Genomic DNA, 21,588 nt, shown 5'->3' on the forward strand with positions numbered 1-21,588 from the left:
ATGGGCGACGTTCCTCTCACCATCGCCCAGTACATCGAGCTTCGCGGCGACATCGACCTCGACCTGCTGACCGAGGCCACGGTCCGTACCGGCCGGGAGTTCGGCTCCGGCTTCCTCCGCCTCGTAGAGATCGAGGGGATGCCCTACCAGTACGTCGACAAGTCCCTCGACGACGCCATCACCTACGTCGACCTCCGCGGCGAGGGCGATTCCGTGGTCGCCGCCGAGAAGTGGATGCGGGCCAATTACAGCGCCCCTGTCGACCTCCTCGAGGACCGCCTCGTCGTGGTCTACCTGCTCCACGTCGGAGAGAATCACTACTTCTGGTTCTGCCGCATCCATCACATCGCGCTCGACGGTTTCGGCGCGATGGCGCTGATCGCACGCATCGCCGAGATCTACACCGCGCTGGTCGAGGGCACCGAGCCGCCGGCCTGCCGCGCCGAGGACCTGGTCCGGATCGTCGAGGACGAGCAGCGGTACCGAAACTCCGAGCGGTTCGCGAAGGATCGCGAATACTGGGCCGAACGCACCGCGCACCTGCCCGAGGCCCCGAGCCTCGTCGGTCGCGCGGCGATGGTGGGAAAGTTCGCGCGGCTCTCCTCCGAGGCCCTGCCCGAGTCCACCGCCACCCTTCTCGACGAGGCTCTCGGCGGCAGCAACGCCAGCTCCGCGCCCATCGTGGTGGCCGCATTCGCCGCGTACCTGGCCCACATGACCGACCGGACGGACGTCGTCCTCAGTCTCCCGGTCTCGGCGCGCACCACCGCCACGTTGCGCCGCTCCGGCGGGATGGTGTCGAACATCGTTCCGCTCAGACTGCAGATCACCCCGGAAATGACCGTCCCCGAGCTGGTCAAGAGCGTCCAGATCGAGCTGACCGGCGCCCTGCGCCGCCAGCGGTACCGGCACGAAGACATCCGCCGGGACGCCGGAGCGTCCCAGGGGCAGCGTGGCTTCTTCGGTCCCTCGATCAACATCATGATGTTCCACAGCGAGATCAAGCTGGGGACGGTCACCGGACACCAGAACGTCCTCACCACCGGACCGGTCGAAGATCTCTCGCTGAACATCTACCAGGGTGTGGCAGGCAGCAAGATCCACATCGACTTCGAGGCCAACCCCAACCTGTACTCCGCGGACGAGCTGGACCGTCACCACAGCCGCTTCTTCGACTTCTTCGAGCGCTTCCTCGGCGCCGGCGACGACGCTTCGGTGTCGGATCTGGCCGCGATGAGCGAGGAGGAACGCGGACAGGTCGTGACCGGGTGGAACGGCGATGTCGTGTCCCCGCCGACGGGAACCGTCGTCGACCTGTTCGACGCCCAGGTCGGGCGCACACCCGACGCGACGGCACTCGTCTTCGACGGCGAGGAGCTCACGTACGCCGAGTTCGATGCGCGGGTCAACCGTCTCGCCCGGACGCTGATCGGCAGGGGAGTGGGTCCGGAGACGAGGGTCGCCCTCGCGATCCGCCGCTCGCTCGATTCCATGGTCGCGATGTTCGCCGTCGTCAAGGCGGGCGGCGCGTACGTGCCCCTCGACCCCGACCACCCCGCCGAGCGCACGGCGTACGTGCTCGAGAGTGCCCGCCCGCTGTGCATCCTCACGGTCGCGCGGGACGGCCTCGTCCTCCCCGCCGCTCAGGACGTCGTGGAGATCGACACCCTGGATCTGAGCGGCGTCCCGGCAGGCACGATCCGGGACGACGAACGGGCCGCGGATCTGCGGCCGGCCAACCCGGCCTACGTCATCTACACGTCCGGGTCCACCGGACGTCCGAAGGGTGTGGCGGTGAGCCACGCTTCGGTCCTGAACCAGGTCACGTGGATCGCGTCGCGCTACGGGCTCGATGCGAACGATGTCGTGCTGCAGAAGACCCCGACGACGTTCGACGTGTCGGTGTGGGAACTGTTCGCCGCACTCGCCTCCGGGTCGCGCCTGGTGATCGCCTCGCCCGAGGGGCATCGCGATCCCGCCTATCTCGCCGACATGATCGCGCGCGAGAAGGTCACGGCGACGTCGTTCGTCCCGTCGATGCTGTCGGTGTTCGTCGCCGAGGCGGACCGCGAACAGCTCGTCAGCCTGCGCGTCGTTCTCGTTGCGGGGGAGGCATTTCCGCCTGCCGTCGCCGAAGCGTTCCGTGCGAAGTCCGATGCCGGGTTGCATAACCTGTACGGCCCCACCGAGTTCACCGTGCACGCCACCGCAGGCGAAGTGGATCGGGAAACCCTCCACACGATCCCCATCGGCACCCCGGTGTGGAATACAGAGGCGTACGTGCTCGACGGCCACCTCCGGCCCGCTCCCATCGGATCCGCGGGCGAGCTCTACCTCGCCGGCGCCCAGGTCGCACGCGGCTACGAGGGCAGGCCGGAGCTCACGGCAGAACGCTTCGTGGCCAATCCTTTCGGCGTCGCGGGAACCTGTCTTTACCGCACCGGCGACCTCGTCAAGTGGCGCGTCGACGGCAGCATCGAGTACCTCGGTCGCACCGACTTCCAGGTGAAGGTGCGCGGCCTGCGGATCGAACTGGGCGAGATCGAGGCCGCGATGTCCTCGTATCCCCATGTGGCGCAGTCGGTTGCGGTCGTGCACGACAGTTCCCTGGGGCAGCGGCTCGTCGGTTACGTCGTCCCCGAACCCGGTTCGGCGCTGGACGTCGAGGATCTGACGGTCCACGTCGGCCGCGCGGTGCCCTCGTACATGGTTCCCGACGCCGTCGTAGTGATCGCCGAGATGCCGGTCGGCGCGAGCGGCAAACTCGACCGGAATGCCCTGCCCGAACCCACGTTCGCGGCGGAGTCCAGTGAGTACGTGGCCCCTCGCAGCACCATGGAGGAGTCGATCGCAGGACTGTTCGCCGAGGTTCTGGGTCTGCCTCGGGTCAGTGTCGGCGACTCGTTCTTCGCGCTCGGTGGCGACAGCATCGTCTCGATCCAGCTGGTGTCCCGCGCGAAGGAAGCCGGTGTCCTGTTCACGGCCCGCGACGTCTTCGAGCGCAAGACCGTGGCCTCGCTCGCCGAGGTCGCGAAGTCGGCATCCGAATCGGCGACGGTGCACGTCCTCGAGGAACTGCCGGGCGCCGGTATCGGCACGATGCCGCTGACACCGGTCGTGCACTGGATGACGGAGCTGGGCGGCGACTTCCATCGCTTCTCCCAGTCCATTCTCCTGGCCCTGCCGCCGAAGGTGGAGCGCGACCGCCTGGTGCGCACGCTGGCGGCCGTCGTCGACCGCCACGACGCTCTGCGTTCGTCGTTGCGCCGCACCGACTCTCCGGCCGGATGGTCGCTGGAGGTCGCACCGATCGGCTCCGTCGACGTCGACCGGCTCCTCGATCGCGTCGAGTTCAGCGAGGGACCCGGCACCGACTCGTTCGAGGCGCTCGCCGCGCACGCCCTCGAGCGCACGGTGGACACGTTGGACCCGGCGACCGGCAGCGTGGTGCGTTTCGTCTGGTTCGCGCCCGCAGAGGACTCCGGGGATCTCGCACCGCGGGACGGCGAAGACAGCGACGGCGGGGAGGGCGAGAGCGCCCCGCAGTCGGGACGACTGCTCGTCGTGATCCACCACCTCGCCGTGGACGGGGTGTCCTGGCGAGTGCTGGTGCCCGACTTCGCATCCGCGTGGGCGCAGATCGCCGCCGGGGCCGACCCTCTGCTTCCGGCGGTCGGCACCTCGGTCCGCCGCTGGGCGCACGGCCTCGCCGACAGCGCCCGGAGCGCCCGCCGCGTGGCCGAACTCGACTACTGGCGCACCACCCTCGACGGTGCGGACCCACTGATCGGTTCGCGGGCCCTCGACGGCCGCGACACGGTCTCGACCACCGGCCGCGTCCGCCTGGAGGTCCCGGCCGACGTCACGGACGGTCTGCTGACCGACGTGCCGCGCGCCTTCCACGGCGGCGTCAACGACGGTCTCCTCACCGCCCTCGCCCTGGCCGTCGCGGCCTGGCGCGCGGAACGCGGCGTCACCGAAACCTCGACCCTCGTGCACCTCGAAGGTCACGGCCGCGAGGAGACGGTCCTGCCCGGCGCCGACCTCTCCCGCACGGTCGGCTGGTTCACCAGCATGTTCCCGGTCCGGTTGTCGGCGCCCGGCGTCGACGTGCGCGACGCCCTCGCCGGCGGTGCGGCCGCAGGCCGGGCCGTCAAGTCGGTGAAGGAACAACTCGCCCGGGTGCCCGAGCACGGCATCGGCTACGGAATGCTGCGATTCCTCAACGCCGAGACCCGCGCGGTACTCGCCGCGTTGCCGAGCCCGCAGATCAGTTTCAACTACCTCGGTCGCGTGTCGGTGGGCGAGATCCCCGACGCGTTCCGGGCGGCGGGCTGGGTGCCCGACACCGACACGATGGAGCTGACCGGTACCCGCAACAGCGAGATGCCGGTGCACTTCGCCCTCGACATCAACGCGATGATCGTGGATGTCGAAGGAGAACAGCGGCTTTCGGCCACCGTCGACTTCCCCCAGGGCGTTCTCACCGATGCCGAGGTCACCGAGCTCACCGGCCTGTGGACACGCGCGCTCGAAGGGCTCGTCGAACACACGAAGCGGCCCGGAGCCGGTGGCCGGACGCCGTCGGACCTCGACCTCGTGTCCCTGAGTCAGAGCCGGATCGACACCCTCGAGAGCGACTACCCCGCGCTCGCCGACGTCTGGTCGCTGGCCCCGCTGCAGGTGGGCTTGCTGTTCCACGCGTCGCTGGCCGGTACCGCCACCGACGTGTACACCACCCAGCTCGAGATGGACCTGGGCGGATCCGTCGACACCGACCGTCTCCGCCGTGCCGCGGAGTCACTCGTCGCGAGGCACCCCAACCTGCGCACCGCGTTCGTCGCGGGCGACGACGGCACCGGCATGCAGGTGGTCGTCGACCGGGTGGACGTGCCGTGGACGCACGTCGACCTCTCGGCTGCGTCCGAGTCCGACCGTGCTGCCGAACTCGAGGCGCTGATGCTCGCGAACCGGACCGACCGGTTCGACATGACCGCGCCGCCTCTCGTGCGGTTCCTGCTGGTCGAGACGGGCGAGGACCACTACCGGTTCGCCCTCACCAACCACCACATCCTCCTCGACGGCTGGTCGCTGCCGATCCTCATCCAGGATCTGCTGACCCTGTACGCGGTGGACGGCGACGCGCTGGCACTGCCGCAGCCGCGTCCGTACCGCAGCTACCTCGAGTGGCTGTCCGCGCAGGACCCGCAGGTGCCCGTGGCCGCGTGGACGAAGGCCCTGCGCGGTATCGAGGAGCCCACCCTCCTCGCACCCGCGCACGCGGAGACCGCCCCGACGCTCACCCCCGGTGAGCTGGTGATCGACCTGCCGGACGACCTGCTCGCCGACATGACCGCGCGCTCGCGCGAACTCGGCGTCACCATGAACACCCTCGTCCAGGCCGCGTGGGGAATCGTGCTGGGCAGGCTGACCGGACGGGACGACGTGGTGTTCGGCACCACCGTCTCGGGTCGTCCGCCGCAGGTGCCCGGCATCGAGTCCATGCTCGGGCTCTTCATCAACACCCTGCCCGTGCGGGTCCGTGTCCGGGCCGGCGACGCCGTCCGCACCCTGCTCGACCGCATCCAGCACGAGCAGACCGAGTTGCTCGATCACCATCACGTCGGGCTCACCGACATCCAGCAGGGACTCGGCCTCGGCGCGCTGTTCGACACGCTGATGGTCTACGAGTCCTACCCGCTCGACCGTGAGGCGCTCACGAAGAGCAGCGACATCGAGGGTCTCCGCGTTCTCGACGTGACGTCCAACGACGCCACGCACTACCCGCTGGCGATCGTCGCGATGACCGACCCGCGGCTGCACCTGACGGCCAAGTTCCTTCCCGAGATCTTCGAGGCCGCCGAGGTCGAGGAGATCATGGAGCGGGTTGTCCGCGTGCTCGGTGCGCTGTCCGGGGACGTCGACACGCTCGTCGCGGACATCGACATCCTCGCTCCCGGAGAGCGCGCGTCCCTGCTGGCGGCGCACGGCACCGACGCCGCCGCACCGCTGTCGCTGCCGGAGATCCTCGCCGCGACCGCGGCCGAGAACGGCGAGCGCACCGCGCTGGTCGCGGACGGCGAATCGCTGACCTACGCGGAACTCGACGCGCGCTCGAACCGGCTCGCCCGGGTTCTCGTCGATCGCGGTGTGGGACCGGAAACGTCTGTAGCGCTCGGGATGACACGCTCGCTGCACTCGGTGATCGGAACGTGGGCCGTGGCCAAGGCCGGCGGCACCTTCGTGCCCGTCGACCCCCGCTACCCGTCCGAGCGCATCGCACACATGGTCGCCGATTCCGGTGCGATTCTCGGCCTGACCGTGGCCGCCCAGCGGGACACCCTTCCCTCGGACGTCGAATGGCTCGCCCTCGACTCCTCCGAGTGCGACGCGCTGTGCGCCCCGAAGTCGGCGGATCCGGTCACCGATTCCGAGCGGACCGCGTCGGTGCAGCTCGAGCACCCGGCGTACATGATCTACACGTCCGGTACCACCGGTCTGCCCAAGGGCGTCGTCGTCACCCACACCGGTCTGGCCAACTTCTCCGCCGAGCAGCGCACCCACTACGGGGTGAGCCCGTCGGCGCGGACCCTGCACTTCGCGTCCCCGAGCTTCGACGCGTCCGTCCTCGAACTGCTGCTCGCCTTCGGCTGCGGCGCGACGATGATCGTCGCCCCCGCAGACCTGTACGGCGGCGAGGAACTCCGAAACTTCCTCGCGGACAACGAGGTCACCCACGCCTTCGTCACGCCCGCCGCGCTCGCGTCGGTGGAGCAGGCCGGACTCGACCGGCTCGAGGTCGTCGTGGTCGGCGGCGAGGCGTGCCCGCCGGAACTGGTGGAACGCTGGGCGCCGGGTCGCCGGATGTACAACGGCTACGGACCCACCGAGGCCACCGTCATGAGCAACGTCAGCAACCTGCTGGTGCCCGGGAGCCGGATCGAGATCGGCGGTCCCGTCTGCGGTGTCACCGTCTACGTTCTCGACGAACTGCTGCGCCCGGTACCCGTCGGCGTGGCGGGGGAGTTGTACATCGCGGGCCCCGGTCTCGCTCGCGGCTACCACGACCGTCTCGGCCTCACCGCCGAACGATTCGTCGCGAACCCGTTCGGCGGCAGCGGCAGCCGGATGTACCGCACGGGCGACGTCGTCCGGTTCGTCGTCGACCACGGGCACCGCGCCGGTTACGGCGTGGAGTACGTCGGCCGCAGTGACTTCCAGGTGAAGGTCCGTGGTTTCCGGATCGAACTCGGCGAGATCGACGCCGTTCTGGTCAAGCACCCGGACCTCGAATTCGCGGCCACTCTCGGCACGTCGATGCCGTCGGGTTCGACCGCGCTCGTGTCGTACGTGCTGCCGACCGCGGGCGCCTCGCTGGACGTCGCCGAGGTGACGCATTTCGTCGGCGACATGCTTCCGGCGCACATGGTGCCGAGCGCGGTCGTCGTCCTCGACGAGATCCCGCTCACCACCGCAGGGAAACTCGACCGGAGGGCTCTGCCCGAGCCCGACTTCGACGCCCTGCAGGGCGAGATGATCGAGCCGCGTACGCCGACCGAAGAACTGGTCGCCGGTGTCCTCGCCGACGTGCTCGGGCTCACGAAGATCAGTGTCGCCGAGTCGTTCTTCGACCTCGGAGGAAACTCGCTCGTGGCGACGAAGGCTGTCGCCCGGCTCAACGCTGCCGCGGGTACCCGTCTGGGTGTGCGCGAGTTGTTCGAGGCGCCGACCGTGGAACGGCTCGCCCTGAAGGTGGCCGAGCAGGCAGGCATGGGCTCCGACCGGCCGGTCCTCGTCGCGCGGCCGCGCCCCGAGCGGGTTCCGCTGTCGATGGCTCAGCAGAGCATGTGGCTGATGAACCGGTTCGACACAGCATCCTCGGCGTACAACATCCCGCTCGCCGTGCGTCTGTCCGGTTCGCTCGACATCGACGCGATGTCGTCGGCTGTGTCGGATGTGCTCGCGAGGCACGAGTCGCTGCGGACCGTGTTCCCCGACTCCGGCGACGGCCCGTACCAGCAGGTCGTCGACATCGAGCAGGTTCCGCTCGACTTGACGCCCGTTCCGGTGACCGAAGCCGAACTTCACACGGCCCTCACCGAGTTCGCCACCGAGGGATTCGACGTCACGGTCGCGCCCCCGCTGCGGATCCGGTTGTTCGCCACGAGCGAGAGCGAGTTCCTGCTCGTCCTCGTCGTGCACCACATCTGCGCCGACGGTGCGTCGATGTCGCCGCTCGCGCGCGACGTCATGGTCGCGTACAGCGCGCGCACCGCCGGTGCGGCTCCGCTGTGGCAGCCGCTGCCGGTGCAGTACCCCGACTTCGCACTGTGGCAGCGCGAGGTCCTCGGCGACCCCGCCGACACCCAGTCGCTCGCGGGCAAGCAGATCGCCCACTGGGCCGACACCCTCGCTGGGGCACCCGAGCTCATCGACCTCCCGCTGGACCACGCACGCCCGGCCAGGCAGTCGATGCGGGGCGATTCGATAGACTTCGCGATCACCCCCGAGCTGCGGCGCGGCCTCGAAGCGGTCGGCAAGGAACGCGGCGCCTCGCTCTTCATGGTGACGCACGCGGCGTTGACGACGCTGCTGTCGCGGCTGAGCAGCAGCGACGACATCACCGTCGGCACACCGCTCGCCGCACGCAGCGATCAGGCGCTCGACGACCTGGTGGGCATGTTCGTCAACACCCTGGTCCTGCGCACCCACGTGCGGCCGGGCGATTCGTTCGCCGGTCTCGTCGAACGGGTCCGCGAAGGCGACCTGGCGGCGTTCGGCAATTCCGACGTGCCGTTCGAGAAGATCGTGGAGGCACTGCGGATCCGGCGCTCGGCGGCGTACTCGCCGCTGTTCCAGGTGATGCTGTCGTTCCAGAACAACCGGATGGACGCGCTCGAACTGCCCGGGCTGACCGTGCGCGTGATCGAGGACATGGCGCAGGGCGCCAAGTACGACCTCACGTTGACGATCACCGAGAAGGCCGACGAGTCGGGTGAACCGGCGGGCCTCGGTGGCCGGTTCACGTTCGCCACCGACCTGTTCGAGCGGAGCACCGCGGAACGGATCTCCGAAAGGTTCGTCCGGATCCTCGAGGCCGTCGTCACCGACCCCGATGTCGCCGTGGGTGACATCGATATTCTCACCGAACGTGAAAGAGCAAAGTTGAGCCCTGTCAGGCCCGCCCGCACGATGACTGTTCGCGAGCTCCCGCAGCTTCTGGCTGCTGCGGTCGAGGTCGCTCCCGACGCCGTCGCGGTCGCTCACGACGGCATGCAGGTCACGTACCGCGAGTTCGACGAGCGGCTTCGCTTGATGTCCGCGCCGCTGTCGGAGCGCGGCATGGGTCCCGACGCGATCGTCTCCGTCGTGCTGTCCGGTCTGGTTCCCACGATCATGATGGCCCCGCCGTCGAAGGACGGGAAGGACGGCTTCGGCACCATACTCGATCAGGTCATCGCCGATGCGCACGCCCTCGTCGGCGACATCGAGATCGCCGCGCCCGCACCGGAAATCGTTGCGACGGCGCCGTTGGAGTCCGAGATGCCCGACCCTGCGGGGTGGCCGCTCGAGCGGTTCATGGCGCGCTGGCAGGAGTCGGTGGAACGCGAACCCGATGCGCCAGCAGTCGTCGCGGGTGGGGTCACGACCACCAGGGACGAACTCAATCGACGCGCCAATCAGCTGGCCCGTGCACTCGGCGCGCAGGGGGTCGGCCCCGACGACGTTGTGGCACTGATCGTCCCGCGGTCGCTCGAGTGGGTGGTCGGCATGATCGCCACCTGGAAGCTGGGCGCCGCATACTCGCCGTTCGACCAGGACTGGGGCCTCGACCGGATCGTCGGGCTGATCGAGGACAGTGGTACCCGCGCCGTGGTCGTCACCAGCTCGTGGAGTGGCCTGAACGAGGCGCCGTTCGGCAACGCCGTCCTCGACGCCGCGATCGTCGTCGACGACGCCGACACGATCGAGCGGCTCGCCGCACACGACGGGAGCGACTTCGCGCACGACCCGTGGTCGGACTCCGAAGCGGGTTCCCGCCTGGCCTATGTCATCTCGACCTCGGGTTCGACCGGCCGGCCGAAGCCGACGATGGTGCCCATGATTGGTGTATCCAACACCTATCAGTGGTATCGTCACGCCCTGGATTTCACCGAGGGTACTGGTGTCCTCGTCGCCAACTCGCCGTTGTTCGACCAGACCCAGAAGAACATCTGGGTGTCGGTCGCGTACGGCGGCGTCATGCATCTTGCGGAGCCCGGCTTCGACCCGCTACCAATCCTCCGGCAGATCGGCGCCGGCGATGTGCAGATCGCGAACATGGCGCCCAGCGCCTTCGAGGTCCTGAGCGACCTCGACACGGAAGGGGTCCTCGGCAAGCTGGACATCGTGGTCGTCGGCGGCGAACAGCTCCGCCCCTCCGCCTGCTCCGCGCTGATCGGGACGCACACCCGTCTGATCAACACCTACGGGCCGACCGAGGCGTCGGCCACCGACTCCTCCTACGAGGTCGACCTCTCCTCAACGGATGCCGAGCAGTGGCCGGTGCCGTTTGGTGCGGCCTTCGAAGGGGTCGAGTACCATGTGCTCGATGGCCGGCTGCGCCCCGTTCCGCCCGGAGTGACCGGTGAGCTTTACATCGGCGGCATCGTGCTCGCTCGTGGATACGGCGGCATGACTGGGATTACGGCATCCCGCTTCGTCGCGAACCCGTTCGGGAACGCCGGCACCCGCCTCTACCGGACCGGCGACCTGGTCCGTGAGCGTGATCACGGCCAGCTGGTCTTCGTCGGCCGCAGCGACTTCCAGGTGAAGATCCGGGGGCTGCGGATCGAACTGGGGGAGATCGAGTCGGCGCTCACCGCGAATAGCGACGTGCTGCAGTCCGTAGTCGTCGTGCACGAGAGCGAGCAGGGACCCCGGCTCGTCGGCTACGTCACCGCGGCGGCAGGCGTAGAACTCGACTCCGATGCGACCCTGGACGACCTGCAACGTGTCTTGCCGTCGCACATGATCCCCGACACATTGATGGTTCTCGACGAGATGCCACTCACCGCGAACCTCAAGATCGACCGCAAGGCCCTGCCCGAGCCGGTATTCGCCACGAGCACCGTGGAATTCGTCGCACCGAGGACCCCGCTCGAGGAGGTCGTCGCCGGAATCTTCGGTGACGTGATCTCCGCGACGCGGGTGAGTGTCGAAGAGTCTTTCTTCGAGCTCGGCGGCAACTCGCTCAGCGCCACCCGCGTCGCAGCCCGCGTCACGTCCGCGACCGGCACCGAGGTCGGGATCCGCGATCTGTTCGACGCTCCGACCGTTGCGACCCTCGCGAAGCTCGTCGAGGACCGGGCCCACAACGGCTCGAACCGGCCTGCGCTCGTCGCGGGGGAACGCCCCCGGGAATTGCCGCTGTCGCTGGCGCAGCAGCGGATGTGGTTCCTCAACCGTTTCGATCCGTCGTCGCCGGCGTACAACGTTCCGCTCACCGTGCGACTGCGCGGCGAGCTGGACGTCGCAGCCCTGGCTGCGGCGCTCTCCGACGTCGTCGCGCGGCACGAGGTGCTGCGGACCGTGTTCCCGGACTCCGATTCCGGTGCGCACCAGGTGATCCTGCCCGCCGCCGGCATCGACCTCGCTCTCGAGCCGGTCGACGTCCGCGAGGAGGGCCTGCGGGACCTGATGTTCGAGTTCGGTTCCACCGGCTTCGACGTCACCGACACGATCCCGGTCCGGGCCCGCCTGTTCCGGGTCGACGCGACCGACCACGTCCTGGTGCTGGTCATGCACCACATCGCGTCCGACGGTGCGTCCACGCTGCCGCTGGCCCGCGACGTCATGACGGCCTACGCGGCCCGTCAGGACGGGACGCAGCCCACGTGGCCGGCGCTGCCCGTCCAGTACGCCGACTACGCGCTGTGGCAGCGGGACGTGCTCGGTTCCGAGGACGACCCCGATTCCCTGGCCGCGGCGCAGATCGACTTCTGGTCGAAGACCCTCGCGGGTGTGCCCGACGTCCTGGCCCTCCCCACCGACCGGCTCCGCCCGACGGTGCGGTCGATGGCCGGTGCCTCAGTCGGCTTCTCCGTCGACGAGGACATCCACCGTCGTCTCGGTGAGGTCGCGCGCGCACACAACGTGTCACTGTTCATGGTGCTGCACGCGTCGCTGTCCGTGCTGCTGGCGCGGCTCAGTTCGAGCACCGACATCGCCATCGGCACCGCCGTGGCCGGTCGCGGTGCCGAGGCGCTCGAGAACCTCGTCGGCATGTTCGTCAACACGCTGGTGCTGCGGACCGAGGTCGAGCCGGCAGCGTCCTTCGCCGAACTGCTCGAACAGGTCCGCACCCAGGACCTCGCCGCGTTCAGCAACCAGGACGTCCCGTTCGAGCAGTTGGTGGACGCCCTGAAGCCGACCCGGTCCACGGCGTACTCGCCGCTGTTCCAGGTCGTGCTGACCCATCAGGTCAACGGCATCCCGTCGCTCGAGTTCGCCGGACTCGAGGCGACACCCGGTGCCGTGGACGTCGAGTTCAGCAAGTTCGACCTCACCGTCGACCTGCGCGAACTGTGGTCGGACGAGGGTGCGCCCACCGGGATCACCGGTGTTCTCGGGTTCGCCACCGAGATCTTCGACGCGGAGACCGTGCAGGGCTTCGCGGATCGTTTCGTGCGGATCCTCGCCGCCGTCGCAGGCGGCGGAACCGACATCGCGGTAGGGGACATCCCCATCCTCGACGCCGAGGAGACAGCGGAACTGACACCGGTCCGCGGTATCGAGGGCACACCGCCCACGACACTCGTCGAACTGCTGTCCGCGGCGGTCGCCGCGAACCCCGACGGGGCCGCGATCGTCTCGGGCGGCGACAGCATCACCTACCGGGAGCTGGACGAGCGCTCGAACCGTGTGGCGCGCATCCTGATCGAGCGCGGAGTCGACGCGGAGACATTCGTCGGGCTCGGCATCACCCGCTCGATCGCGTCCATCGTCGGCATCTGGGCCGTCGCCAAGAGCGGCGGCGCATACGTGCCGATCGACCCCCGCTACCCGGACGAGCGCATTGCGCACATGGTCACCGATTCCGGTGTGTCGCTCGGGCTTTCCGTGAGCTCCGAGGTCGGCCGGCTTCCGGCGGACGTCGACTGGCTGGTCCTCGACAGCGAAGCGTTCGAGAACGCCTCCGCGCGGTACTCCACGGCTCCCGTCGCGGAGGCGGAGCGTCGCACGGCGGTGACACCGGCCAACAGCGCGTACGTGATCTACACGTCCGGCACTACCGGGCAGCCCAAGGGCGTCGTCGTGACCCACCGGGGCCTCGCCAACTTCGCGGCCGAACAGCGTGAGCGTTACCAGGTGACGACGGACTCGCGGACGCTGCATTTCGCGTCGCCGAGCTTCGACGCGTCGGTCCTCGAACTGCTGCTCGCGGTCGGCGCCGGCGCGACCATGGTGATCGCTCCCACCGACGTGTACGGCGGACCCGAGTTCGCGAATTTCCTGCGCGAGCACCGCGTCACGCACGGCTTCGTCACGCCTTCGGCGCTGGCGTCGGTGGATCCGTCCGGGCTGGACGACTTCCAGTTCGTCGTCGCCGGCGGCGAGGCCGTCCCGGCGGAACTCGCGGCCCGCTGGGCATCCGGACGTTCGCTGTTCAACGGATACGGTCCCACCGAGACCACGATCATGACCAACATCAGCGACCCGATGGCCGCCGACGGTCCGGTCACGATCGGTGGTCCGATCCGCGGCACCAGCGCGCTGGTCCTCGACGATCGACTCCGCCCCGTTCCGGTCGGTATCGCAGGTGATCTCTATCTGTCGGGCCTCGGACTCGCCCGCGGCTACCACCGGCGCACGTCGCTGACCGCGGGACGCTTCGTCGCGAACCCGTACGGTGAGCCGGGCGACCGGATGTACCGCACCGGCGACGTCGTGCGCTGGACGAAGGACGCGGACGGCGCGCTGACCGTCGACTACGTCGGCCGCTCGGACCAGCAGGTGAAGGTCCGCGGATTCCGCATCGAACTCGGCGAAATCGACGCGGTGCTCGCCAAGCACCCCGCCGTCGACTTCGCCACGACGTCCGTGCTGCCCGGACCGACCGGGGATTCGGTCCTCGTGTCGTACGTGCTCCCGGTGCCGGGCGCCGAGGTCGACGTCACCCGGGTGCTGGACTTCGTGGGCGAGTTCGTGCCCGCGTACATGGTGCCGTCGACGATCGTGATCCTCGACGCCATCCCGCTCACCCCGGTGGGCAAGCTCGACCGCCGGGCCCTGCCCGCGCCCGAGTTCCTGGCGGAGGACCGTGAGTTCCGTGCCGCGGGAACCGCTCTCGAACAGCGGGTCGCCGCGGTGTTCGCGGAGGTCCTCGGTGTCGACGTGGTCGGTGCCGACGACTCCTTCTTTACGCTCGGCGGCAACTCGCTCGCCGCCACCCGCGTGATGGCGCGGATCAACGAGGCCGTCGGCATCGACGCTCCGGTGCGCGAGATCTTCGAGGCCCCCACGGTGGCGCAGCTGGCCCGCAGGCTGGAAGATCTCGGTGTGGACGGCGGCTCCCGTCCACCCGTCACCGCCGGACCGCGTCCGGACCGTCTGCCGCTGTCGCTGGCACAGCAGCGCATGTGGTACGCCAACCGGTTCGATCCCGAATCGGCCGAGTACAACATCCCGTTGGCGCTGCGGCTCACCGGCGCCCTGGACGCCGACGCGCTGCGCTCGGCGATCGCCGACGTCGTTGCGCGGCACGAGTCGCTGCGCACGGTGTACCCGGATTCCGTCGACGGCCCCTACCAGGTCGTCCTGTCCGCATCCGACACGAAGTCCGGGCTCGACGTCGTCCGCGTGGCCGACGAGCAGGAACTGCGGGAGCAGGTCGTCGCACTGGCATCGGCCGGCTTCGACGTCACCGCCGACGTGCCGGTTCGCGCCGCCCTGTTCGAACTCGGGGAAGGCGACCACGTCCTCGTGGTCGTGGTCCACCACATCTCGGCGGACGGCTCGTCGATGGCCCCGCTCGCACGGGACCTGTTCGGCGCCTACGGCGCTCGCGTGCAGGGGGAGGAGCCCCGCTTCTCGCCGCTGCCCGTGCAGTACCCGGACTTCGCCCTGTGGCAGCGGAATCTCATCGGCTCCGAGGACGACCCGGAGTCGCTCGCGGGCAAGCAGATCGCGTACTGGACGCACGCGCTCGGCGATGCACCGGAGGTCCTCGACCTCCCTGCCGACCGGTCGCGCCCGGCTGTCCGGAGCCCGCAGGGCGGACTGATCGAGTTCGAGATCGGGCAGGACGTGCACCGGTCGCTGAACGAACTCGCGCAGACCCACCAGGCGTCGCTGTTCATGGTGGTGCACACCGCACTCGCCGTGCTGCTGGGACGACTGAGCAACACCAGCGACATCTCCGTCAGCACCCCTGTCGCGGGCCGCGGTGACCGCGCGCTCGACGATCTCGTCGGTATGTTCGTCAACACGCTCGTGCTGCGCACCGATGTCGACCAGAACGCCCGCTTCAGCACGCTGCTTACGCAGGCACGTGAGGTCGATCTGAATGCATTCGGCAACGCCGATGTGCCGTTCGAGCAGATCGTCGAGGTGCTCCGTCCGTCGCGCACCGCCGCGTACGCGCCGCTCGCGCAGGTGATGCTGAGCTTCCAGAACCTCGAACGGCCGAAGCTCGAGCTCGCCGGGCTGACCGTCGAGGTCCTCGAGAGCGGACTCACGACGAGCAAGACCGATCTCGGTGTCGCCGTCGAGGAACGGTTCGACGAAGGCTCGGTCGCGAACGGCATGCGGGGCTGGTTCTCCTACGCCACCGACCTCTTCGACGAGTCGACGGTCCGCGGTTTCGCCGATCGCTTCGTTCGTGTGCTCGAGGCCGTCACGGCCGATGCGGACGCCGTCGTCGGCGACATCGACATCCTGACCGAGGACGAGAAGGCCGGACTGGCGGTGCCGGACGAGGCGGCGCAGTCCCTGATGTCGCACTCGATCTCGGAGGAGCTGGCGGCCACCCAGTCGCTGCCCGAACTCCTCGACGGTGCGGCGTCGATCAACCCGGACGGAATCGCGCTGTCGCACAACGGCACCGATGTCACGTATGTGCAGTTGCGGGACAAGTCAGCGGAGCTCGCGCGCACGCTCGCCGGTGTGGGCGTTGGCCCGGAGGCCGCGGTCACGGTGGCCCTGTCCACCCTGCTGCCCGGACTGCTCGACGGCTCGTCGGGCGAAGGCTTCGCCGACACGTTCGCCGGTGTCCTCGCCGGTGTGATCGCCGACGCGACGTCGGCGACGTCCGCGACCGCGGCGGAGCGGCGGACCCTCGTCGACCTGTTCGACGAGCAGGTGGCGCGCACGCCGGACGCGGTTGCGCTGGTGTTCGGCGACGACGCGCTGACGTATGCCGAGTTCGATGCCCAGACCAACCGCGTGGCACGGGAATTGCTCGCGAAGGGTGTCGGTCCGGAGTCCCGGGTCGCGGTCGCCCTGCGGCGTTCCCTCGAGATGATGATCGCGATCTACGCGATCGAGAAGACGGGCGCCGCGTACGTGCCGCTCGACCCGGATCATCCGGTGGCGCGCACCGGGTACGTGATCGACAGCGCGTCCCCGGTCTGTGTGCTGACCTCGTCGGCCGATCGGGGTGCCGAGACGGACGTGCCGCAGATCGAGGTGGACACCGTCGACCTCTCCGGGCACCCCGACGGTCCGATCACCGACGACGAGCGCGGGGCACCGGTCCGTCCGGATTCGGCCGCCTACGTGATCTACACGTCCGGATCGACCGGCAAGCCGAAGGGCGTCGCGGTCAGTCACCGGGCGATCGTCAACCGGTTGCTGTGGATGCAGGACACATACCCGATGGATTCCACGGACGTAGTCCTGCAGAAGACCCCCGTCACGTTCGACGTGTCCGTGTGGGAACTGTTCTGGCCACTCGGGGTCGGGGCCAAGCTCGTTGTCGCGATCCCGGACGGGCACCGCGACCCGGCGTACCTCTCCAAGGCGATCGCCGAGCACAGCGTGACCACGATGCACTTCGTGCCGTCCATGCTGGCCGTGTTCACCGCAGGTGCGGACGCCGCGCTGTGCGGTTCGCTGCGTCAGGTGTTCTGCAGTGGTGAAGCCCTTCCGCCTGCCTCCGCCGACTCGTTCCGGGACTTCTCCTCCGCAGCGCTGCACAACCTGTACGGTCCGACGGAGGCAGCGGTCGACGTCACCTACTGGGAGTGCACCGAAGCGGACCGCACGACCGTGCCGATCGGTGCGCCCGTGTGGAACACCCAGCTGTACGTCCTCGACTCGCGGCTGCGTCCCGTCCCCGCGGGCGTGCACGGCGAGCTGTACCTCGCCGGCATCCAGCTTGCCCGCGGCTACGTCGGCCGAAGCGACCTGACGTCGGACCGGTTCGTGGCGAACCCGTTCGGCACGGCCGGACAGCGGATGTACCGCACCGGCGACATCGTCCGCAAGCGAGCCGACGGCATCGTCGAGTACATCGGGCGCCGCGATTTCCAGGTCAAGCTCCGCGGACAGCGGCTCGAGCTCGGCGAGGTCGAGTCGGCGCTTCTCGCGTACCCGTCGGTGGCGCAGGCCGTGGTCGTCGTGCACCGCAGCGAGGCCACCGGCGAGAACCTGGTGGGCTACGTGATCCCGGTGGCCGGTGCGATGATCGACACCGCGTCGGTGCTGGACGCGGCAGCGGAGACGCTGCCCGCGTACATGGTGCCCGCCCGGATCCTCGTCCTGGACAGCTTCCCGCTCGGTGCCACCGGGAAGTTGAACCGTGGCGCACTTCCCGAACCCGACTTCGTCACGTCCGGGGCCGAATACGTCGCACCCCGCACCCCGGTCGAGGAGATCGTCGCAGGGGTGTTCGGCGACGTGCTCGGCGTCGAACGCGTCGGTGCCGTCGACTCGTTCTTCGACCTCGGTGGCAACTCCATCAGCGCGACGAGGCTCACGGCCCGGCTCAGGGTCGCACTCGGCGTGCACCTCTCGGTGCGGGAATGCTTCGAAAATCCGACCGTCGCGGAACTCGCGGCACTGCTCGAGGCGACCTCGGGGACCGTCGAACAGCGTCCCACGCTCGTCGCCCGTCCGCGGCCCGACCGCATCCCGCTGTCGCTGGCCCAGCAGCGGATGTGGTTCGTCAACCAGTTCGATCCGTCCTCCCCGGCTTACAACCTGCCGCTGGCGGTGCGGTTGACCGGCTCGATCGACCCGGCGGCGCTGAATTCGGCGTGGGCGGACGTCGTGGAGCGGCACGAGTCGCTGCGGACGGTCTTCCCGGTCGGCGACGAGGACGCGCACCAGGTCGTGCTGCCCGCAGCCGACGTGGTGTCCGACCTGACCCCGACCCCGGTCGCCGACGAGCAGGACCTGTACGCGCGGTTGCGTGAACTCGGCTCCACCGCATTCGACGTCACCGAGACGGTGCCGGTGCGGGTCGCGTGCTTCGAGGTTAACCCCACCGACCACATCCTGATGATGGTCGTGCACCACATCTCGGCCGACGGTGCGTCGCTGGCGCCCCTGTTCACCGACATCATGACCGCCTACGCGGCGCGTGCCGCCGGCAGTGCTCCCGGCTGGGAACCGCTGCCCGTACAGTACGCCGATTACGCGCTGTGGCAGCGTGAGTCGCTCGGTGACGAGTCAGACCCCGAATCGCTGGTCGCCCGCCAGCTCGGCTACTGGCAGCAGGCGCTCGGCGGGCTCCCCGAGGTGCTCGAGTTGCCGACCGACCGGCCCCGGCCGCCCGTGCAGTCGCTGCGCGGCGCGTCGGCCCGGTTCACGATCGACGCGCAGACCCACCGTGGGCTGCTCGCGATCGCCCAGGAAACGAACTCGACCCTCTTCATGGTCGTGCACGCCGCGCTCGCGGTCCTGCTCGAGCGGCTGTCGTCGCAGACGGACGTCGCGATCGGCACGCCGGTCGCCGGCCGCGGCGAGCAGGAACTCGACAGGCTCGTCGGCATGTTCGTCAACACCCTCGTGCTCCGCGCGTCGGTGCGCCCCGACGACACCTTCGCCGACCTGCTGGCACAGGTGCGCGCCACCGATCTGAATGCGTTCAGCCACAGCGACGTTCCGTTCGAGCGTCTCGTCGAGGTACTCGACGTCCCGCGGTCGACGGCGCACCAGCCGCTGTTCCAGGTGGCGTTGTCGTTCGACAACAACGAGTCGGTCCGGATGGAGTTCCCGGGTCTCGAGATCTCCGCGCTCGACGCGCCGCTCGAGGTCGCGAAATTCGATCTCCAGCTCAGTGTCGGCGAGCGCTACGTCGACGGGTCCGCCGCGGGTATCGCCGCGACGTTCAACTACTCGACCGACATCTTCGACGAGCAGACCGTCCTGAGCTTCGCGGACCGGTTCGGCCGGATCCTCCATGCCGTGTCGGCCGACCGCGACGTGGTCCTCGGCGACATCGAGATCCTCGACGCCGCGGAGAAGACCGCGATCGCACCCGTACGCGGACCGCAGTCGATCGAGCCGCACACACTGCCCGAACTGCTGCGTTCGGGTGTCGAGATCTCACCCGAGTCGGTCGCGGTGTCCTTCGAGGGACGCGAGGTCACGTACCGGGAACTCGACGAGCGGTCGAATCAGCTGGCGCGCGTCCTGATCGACCGGGGCGTGGGGCCGGAGAACTATGTCGCACTGGCGATCACGCGTTCCGTCGAATCCATCCTCGGGATCTGGTCGATTGCCAAGGCCGGCGGCGCCTACCTGCCCGTCGACCCGAAGCTTCCGTTCGAGCGGGTCGGCGAGATGCTGTCCGATTCGGCGGCGGTCCTCGGACTGACGGTCGCCCGCCACCACGACGACCTTCCCGGCACGGTGCCGTGGATCGTCCTCGACGAGACGGCGGCGGCCGAGGAGATCGGTGCCCGCAGTGCGGTCGCGGTGGAGGATTCGGATCTGCGACGCGCGCTGACGGTCGACCACCCGGCGTATCTCATCTACACCTCGGGTTCGACGGGGAAGCCCAAGGGCGTGGTGGTCACCCACCGCGGTCTGGCGAACCTCACCCGCGAGGTGCGCGAGCACTACGTCGTGTCACCGGACTCCCGATTCCTGCACGTGGCGTCGCCGAGCTTCGACACGTCGGTCGGGGAGATGCTCGCCGCGTTCAGCGCGGGCGCCACCCTGGTGATCTCGCCCGCGGACGTCTACGGCGGCGACGAACTCGCCGACCTGATCCGCCGTGAGCGGGTCAACAACGTGGTCATGACACCGACCGCGCTGATGACCGTCGACCCCGACGGGCTCGACTCCGTCACGTCCGTCGTGGTCGGCGGCGACACCTGCACACCGGAACTCGTGGCCCGGTGGGCTCCCGGCCGCGAGATGCGCAACGCGTACGGTCCGACCGAGACCACGGTCATCGTCACCATCACCGAACCGATGGTGGCCGGTGAGCGGGTGACGATCGGTTCGCCGCTGCGTGGCGTCGAATCCCTCATCCTCGATTCGCGGTTGCGTCCGGTGCCGGAGGGAGTTCCCGGGGAGCTCTACATCTGCGGTCCGTCGGTGACCCGCGGCTACCACAACCGTCCGTCGGTCACGGCGGAGCGGTTCGTGGCCAACCCGTTCGGCGAACCCGGCGCGCGCATGTACCGCACCGGCGACGTCGTGCGCTGGGCGGACGGACATCGGGTGGAGTACGTCGGCCGGTCCGACTTCCAGGTGAAGGTCCGCGGGTTCCGCGTCGAACTCGGTGAGATCGACGCCGCCCTGGCCGCGCAGGTGGACGTCGAGTTCGCCGTGACCGTGGGTCGCGAGAACCCGGCCGGGCTGACGACCCTCGTGTCGTACGTCCTGCCCGCCGACGGTGCGACGGTCGATCCGGAATCGCTGAAGTCGGTTGTCGGCGAGACGCTTCCGCCGTACATGGTGCCGTCCGTTGTGATCCTTCTCGACGAGATCCCGCTGACAGGCATCGGCAAGCTGGATCGCGCGCGGCTGCCCGAACCCGAGTTCGTCACCGCGGGGGCGGAGTTCCGTGCCCCGACGACGCCGGCGGAAGAGACGATCGCAGGCATCTTCGCCGCGGTGCTCGGGCTCGAGCAGGTCAGTGTCGACGACAGCTTCTTCGACCTCGGCGGAAACTCGCTGAGCGCCACCCGTGTCGTGTCCAGGGCCGGCCAGGTCTTCGGTCGCCGAATCGGGGTGCGGGAACTGTTCGAGGCACCGACGGTCGCGGGCCTCGCCGCCCGCATCGGCACCCCCGACGAGAACGTCCGACCGCGGCCCGTTCTCGCGCCGCGGGAGAGGTCTGCCTTCGTCCCGTTGTCGCTGGCACAGTCCCGGATGTGGTTCATCAACCGCTTCGACCCGGACTCGTCCGCCTACAACATTCCGCTCGCGGTCCGGTTGACCGGTGCGCTGGACGTGGACGCGCTGCAGTCCGCCGTGCTCGACGTGCTCGACCGGCACGAGTCGCTGCGCACGATCTACCCGGACTCGCCGGAGGGCCCGCACCAGGTGATCCTCCCCGCCGACCAGGTCCGGCTGGACCTGACGCCCGCTGCGGTGTCGGACGACGAACTGCGCGAGCAGTTGGTCGGGATGGTCACTGCCGGATTC

Annotated in this window: 1 protein-coding gene (cut by a window edge); it reads left to right on the forward strand. The window is 69.2% G+C overall.

What is annotated here, in order from left to right:
• On the forward strand, window positions 1-21,588 hold the 5' portion of the coding sequence (locus tag ACFVJ3_RS10070) for a non-ribosomal peptide synthase/polyketide synthase (RefSeq protein ID WP_378451935.1). 12,144 nt of this gene lie beyond the right edge of the window; 21,588 of the gene's 33,732 nt are visible here — the first part of the coding sequence; it begins with the start codon at window positions 1-3; its stop codon lies beyond the right edge, outside the window.

It is taken from the genome of Rhodococcus sp. NPDC127593 (assembly GCF_042671975.1).
Classification (GTDB): Bacteria; Actinomycetota; Actinomycetes; order Mycobacteriales; family Mycobacteriaceae; genus Rhodococcus_F.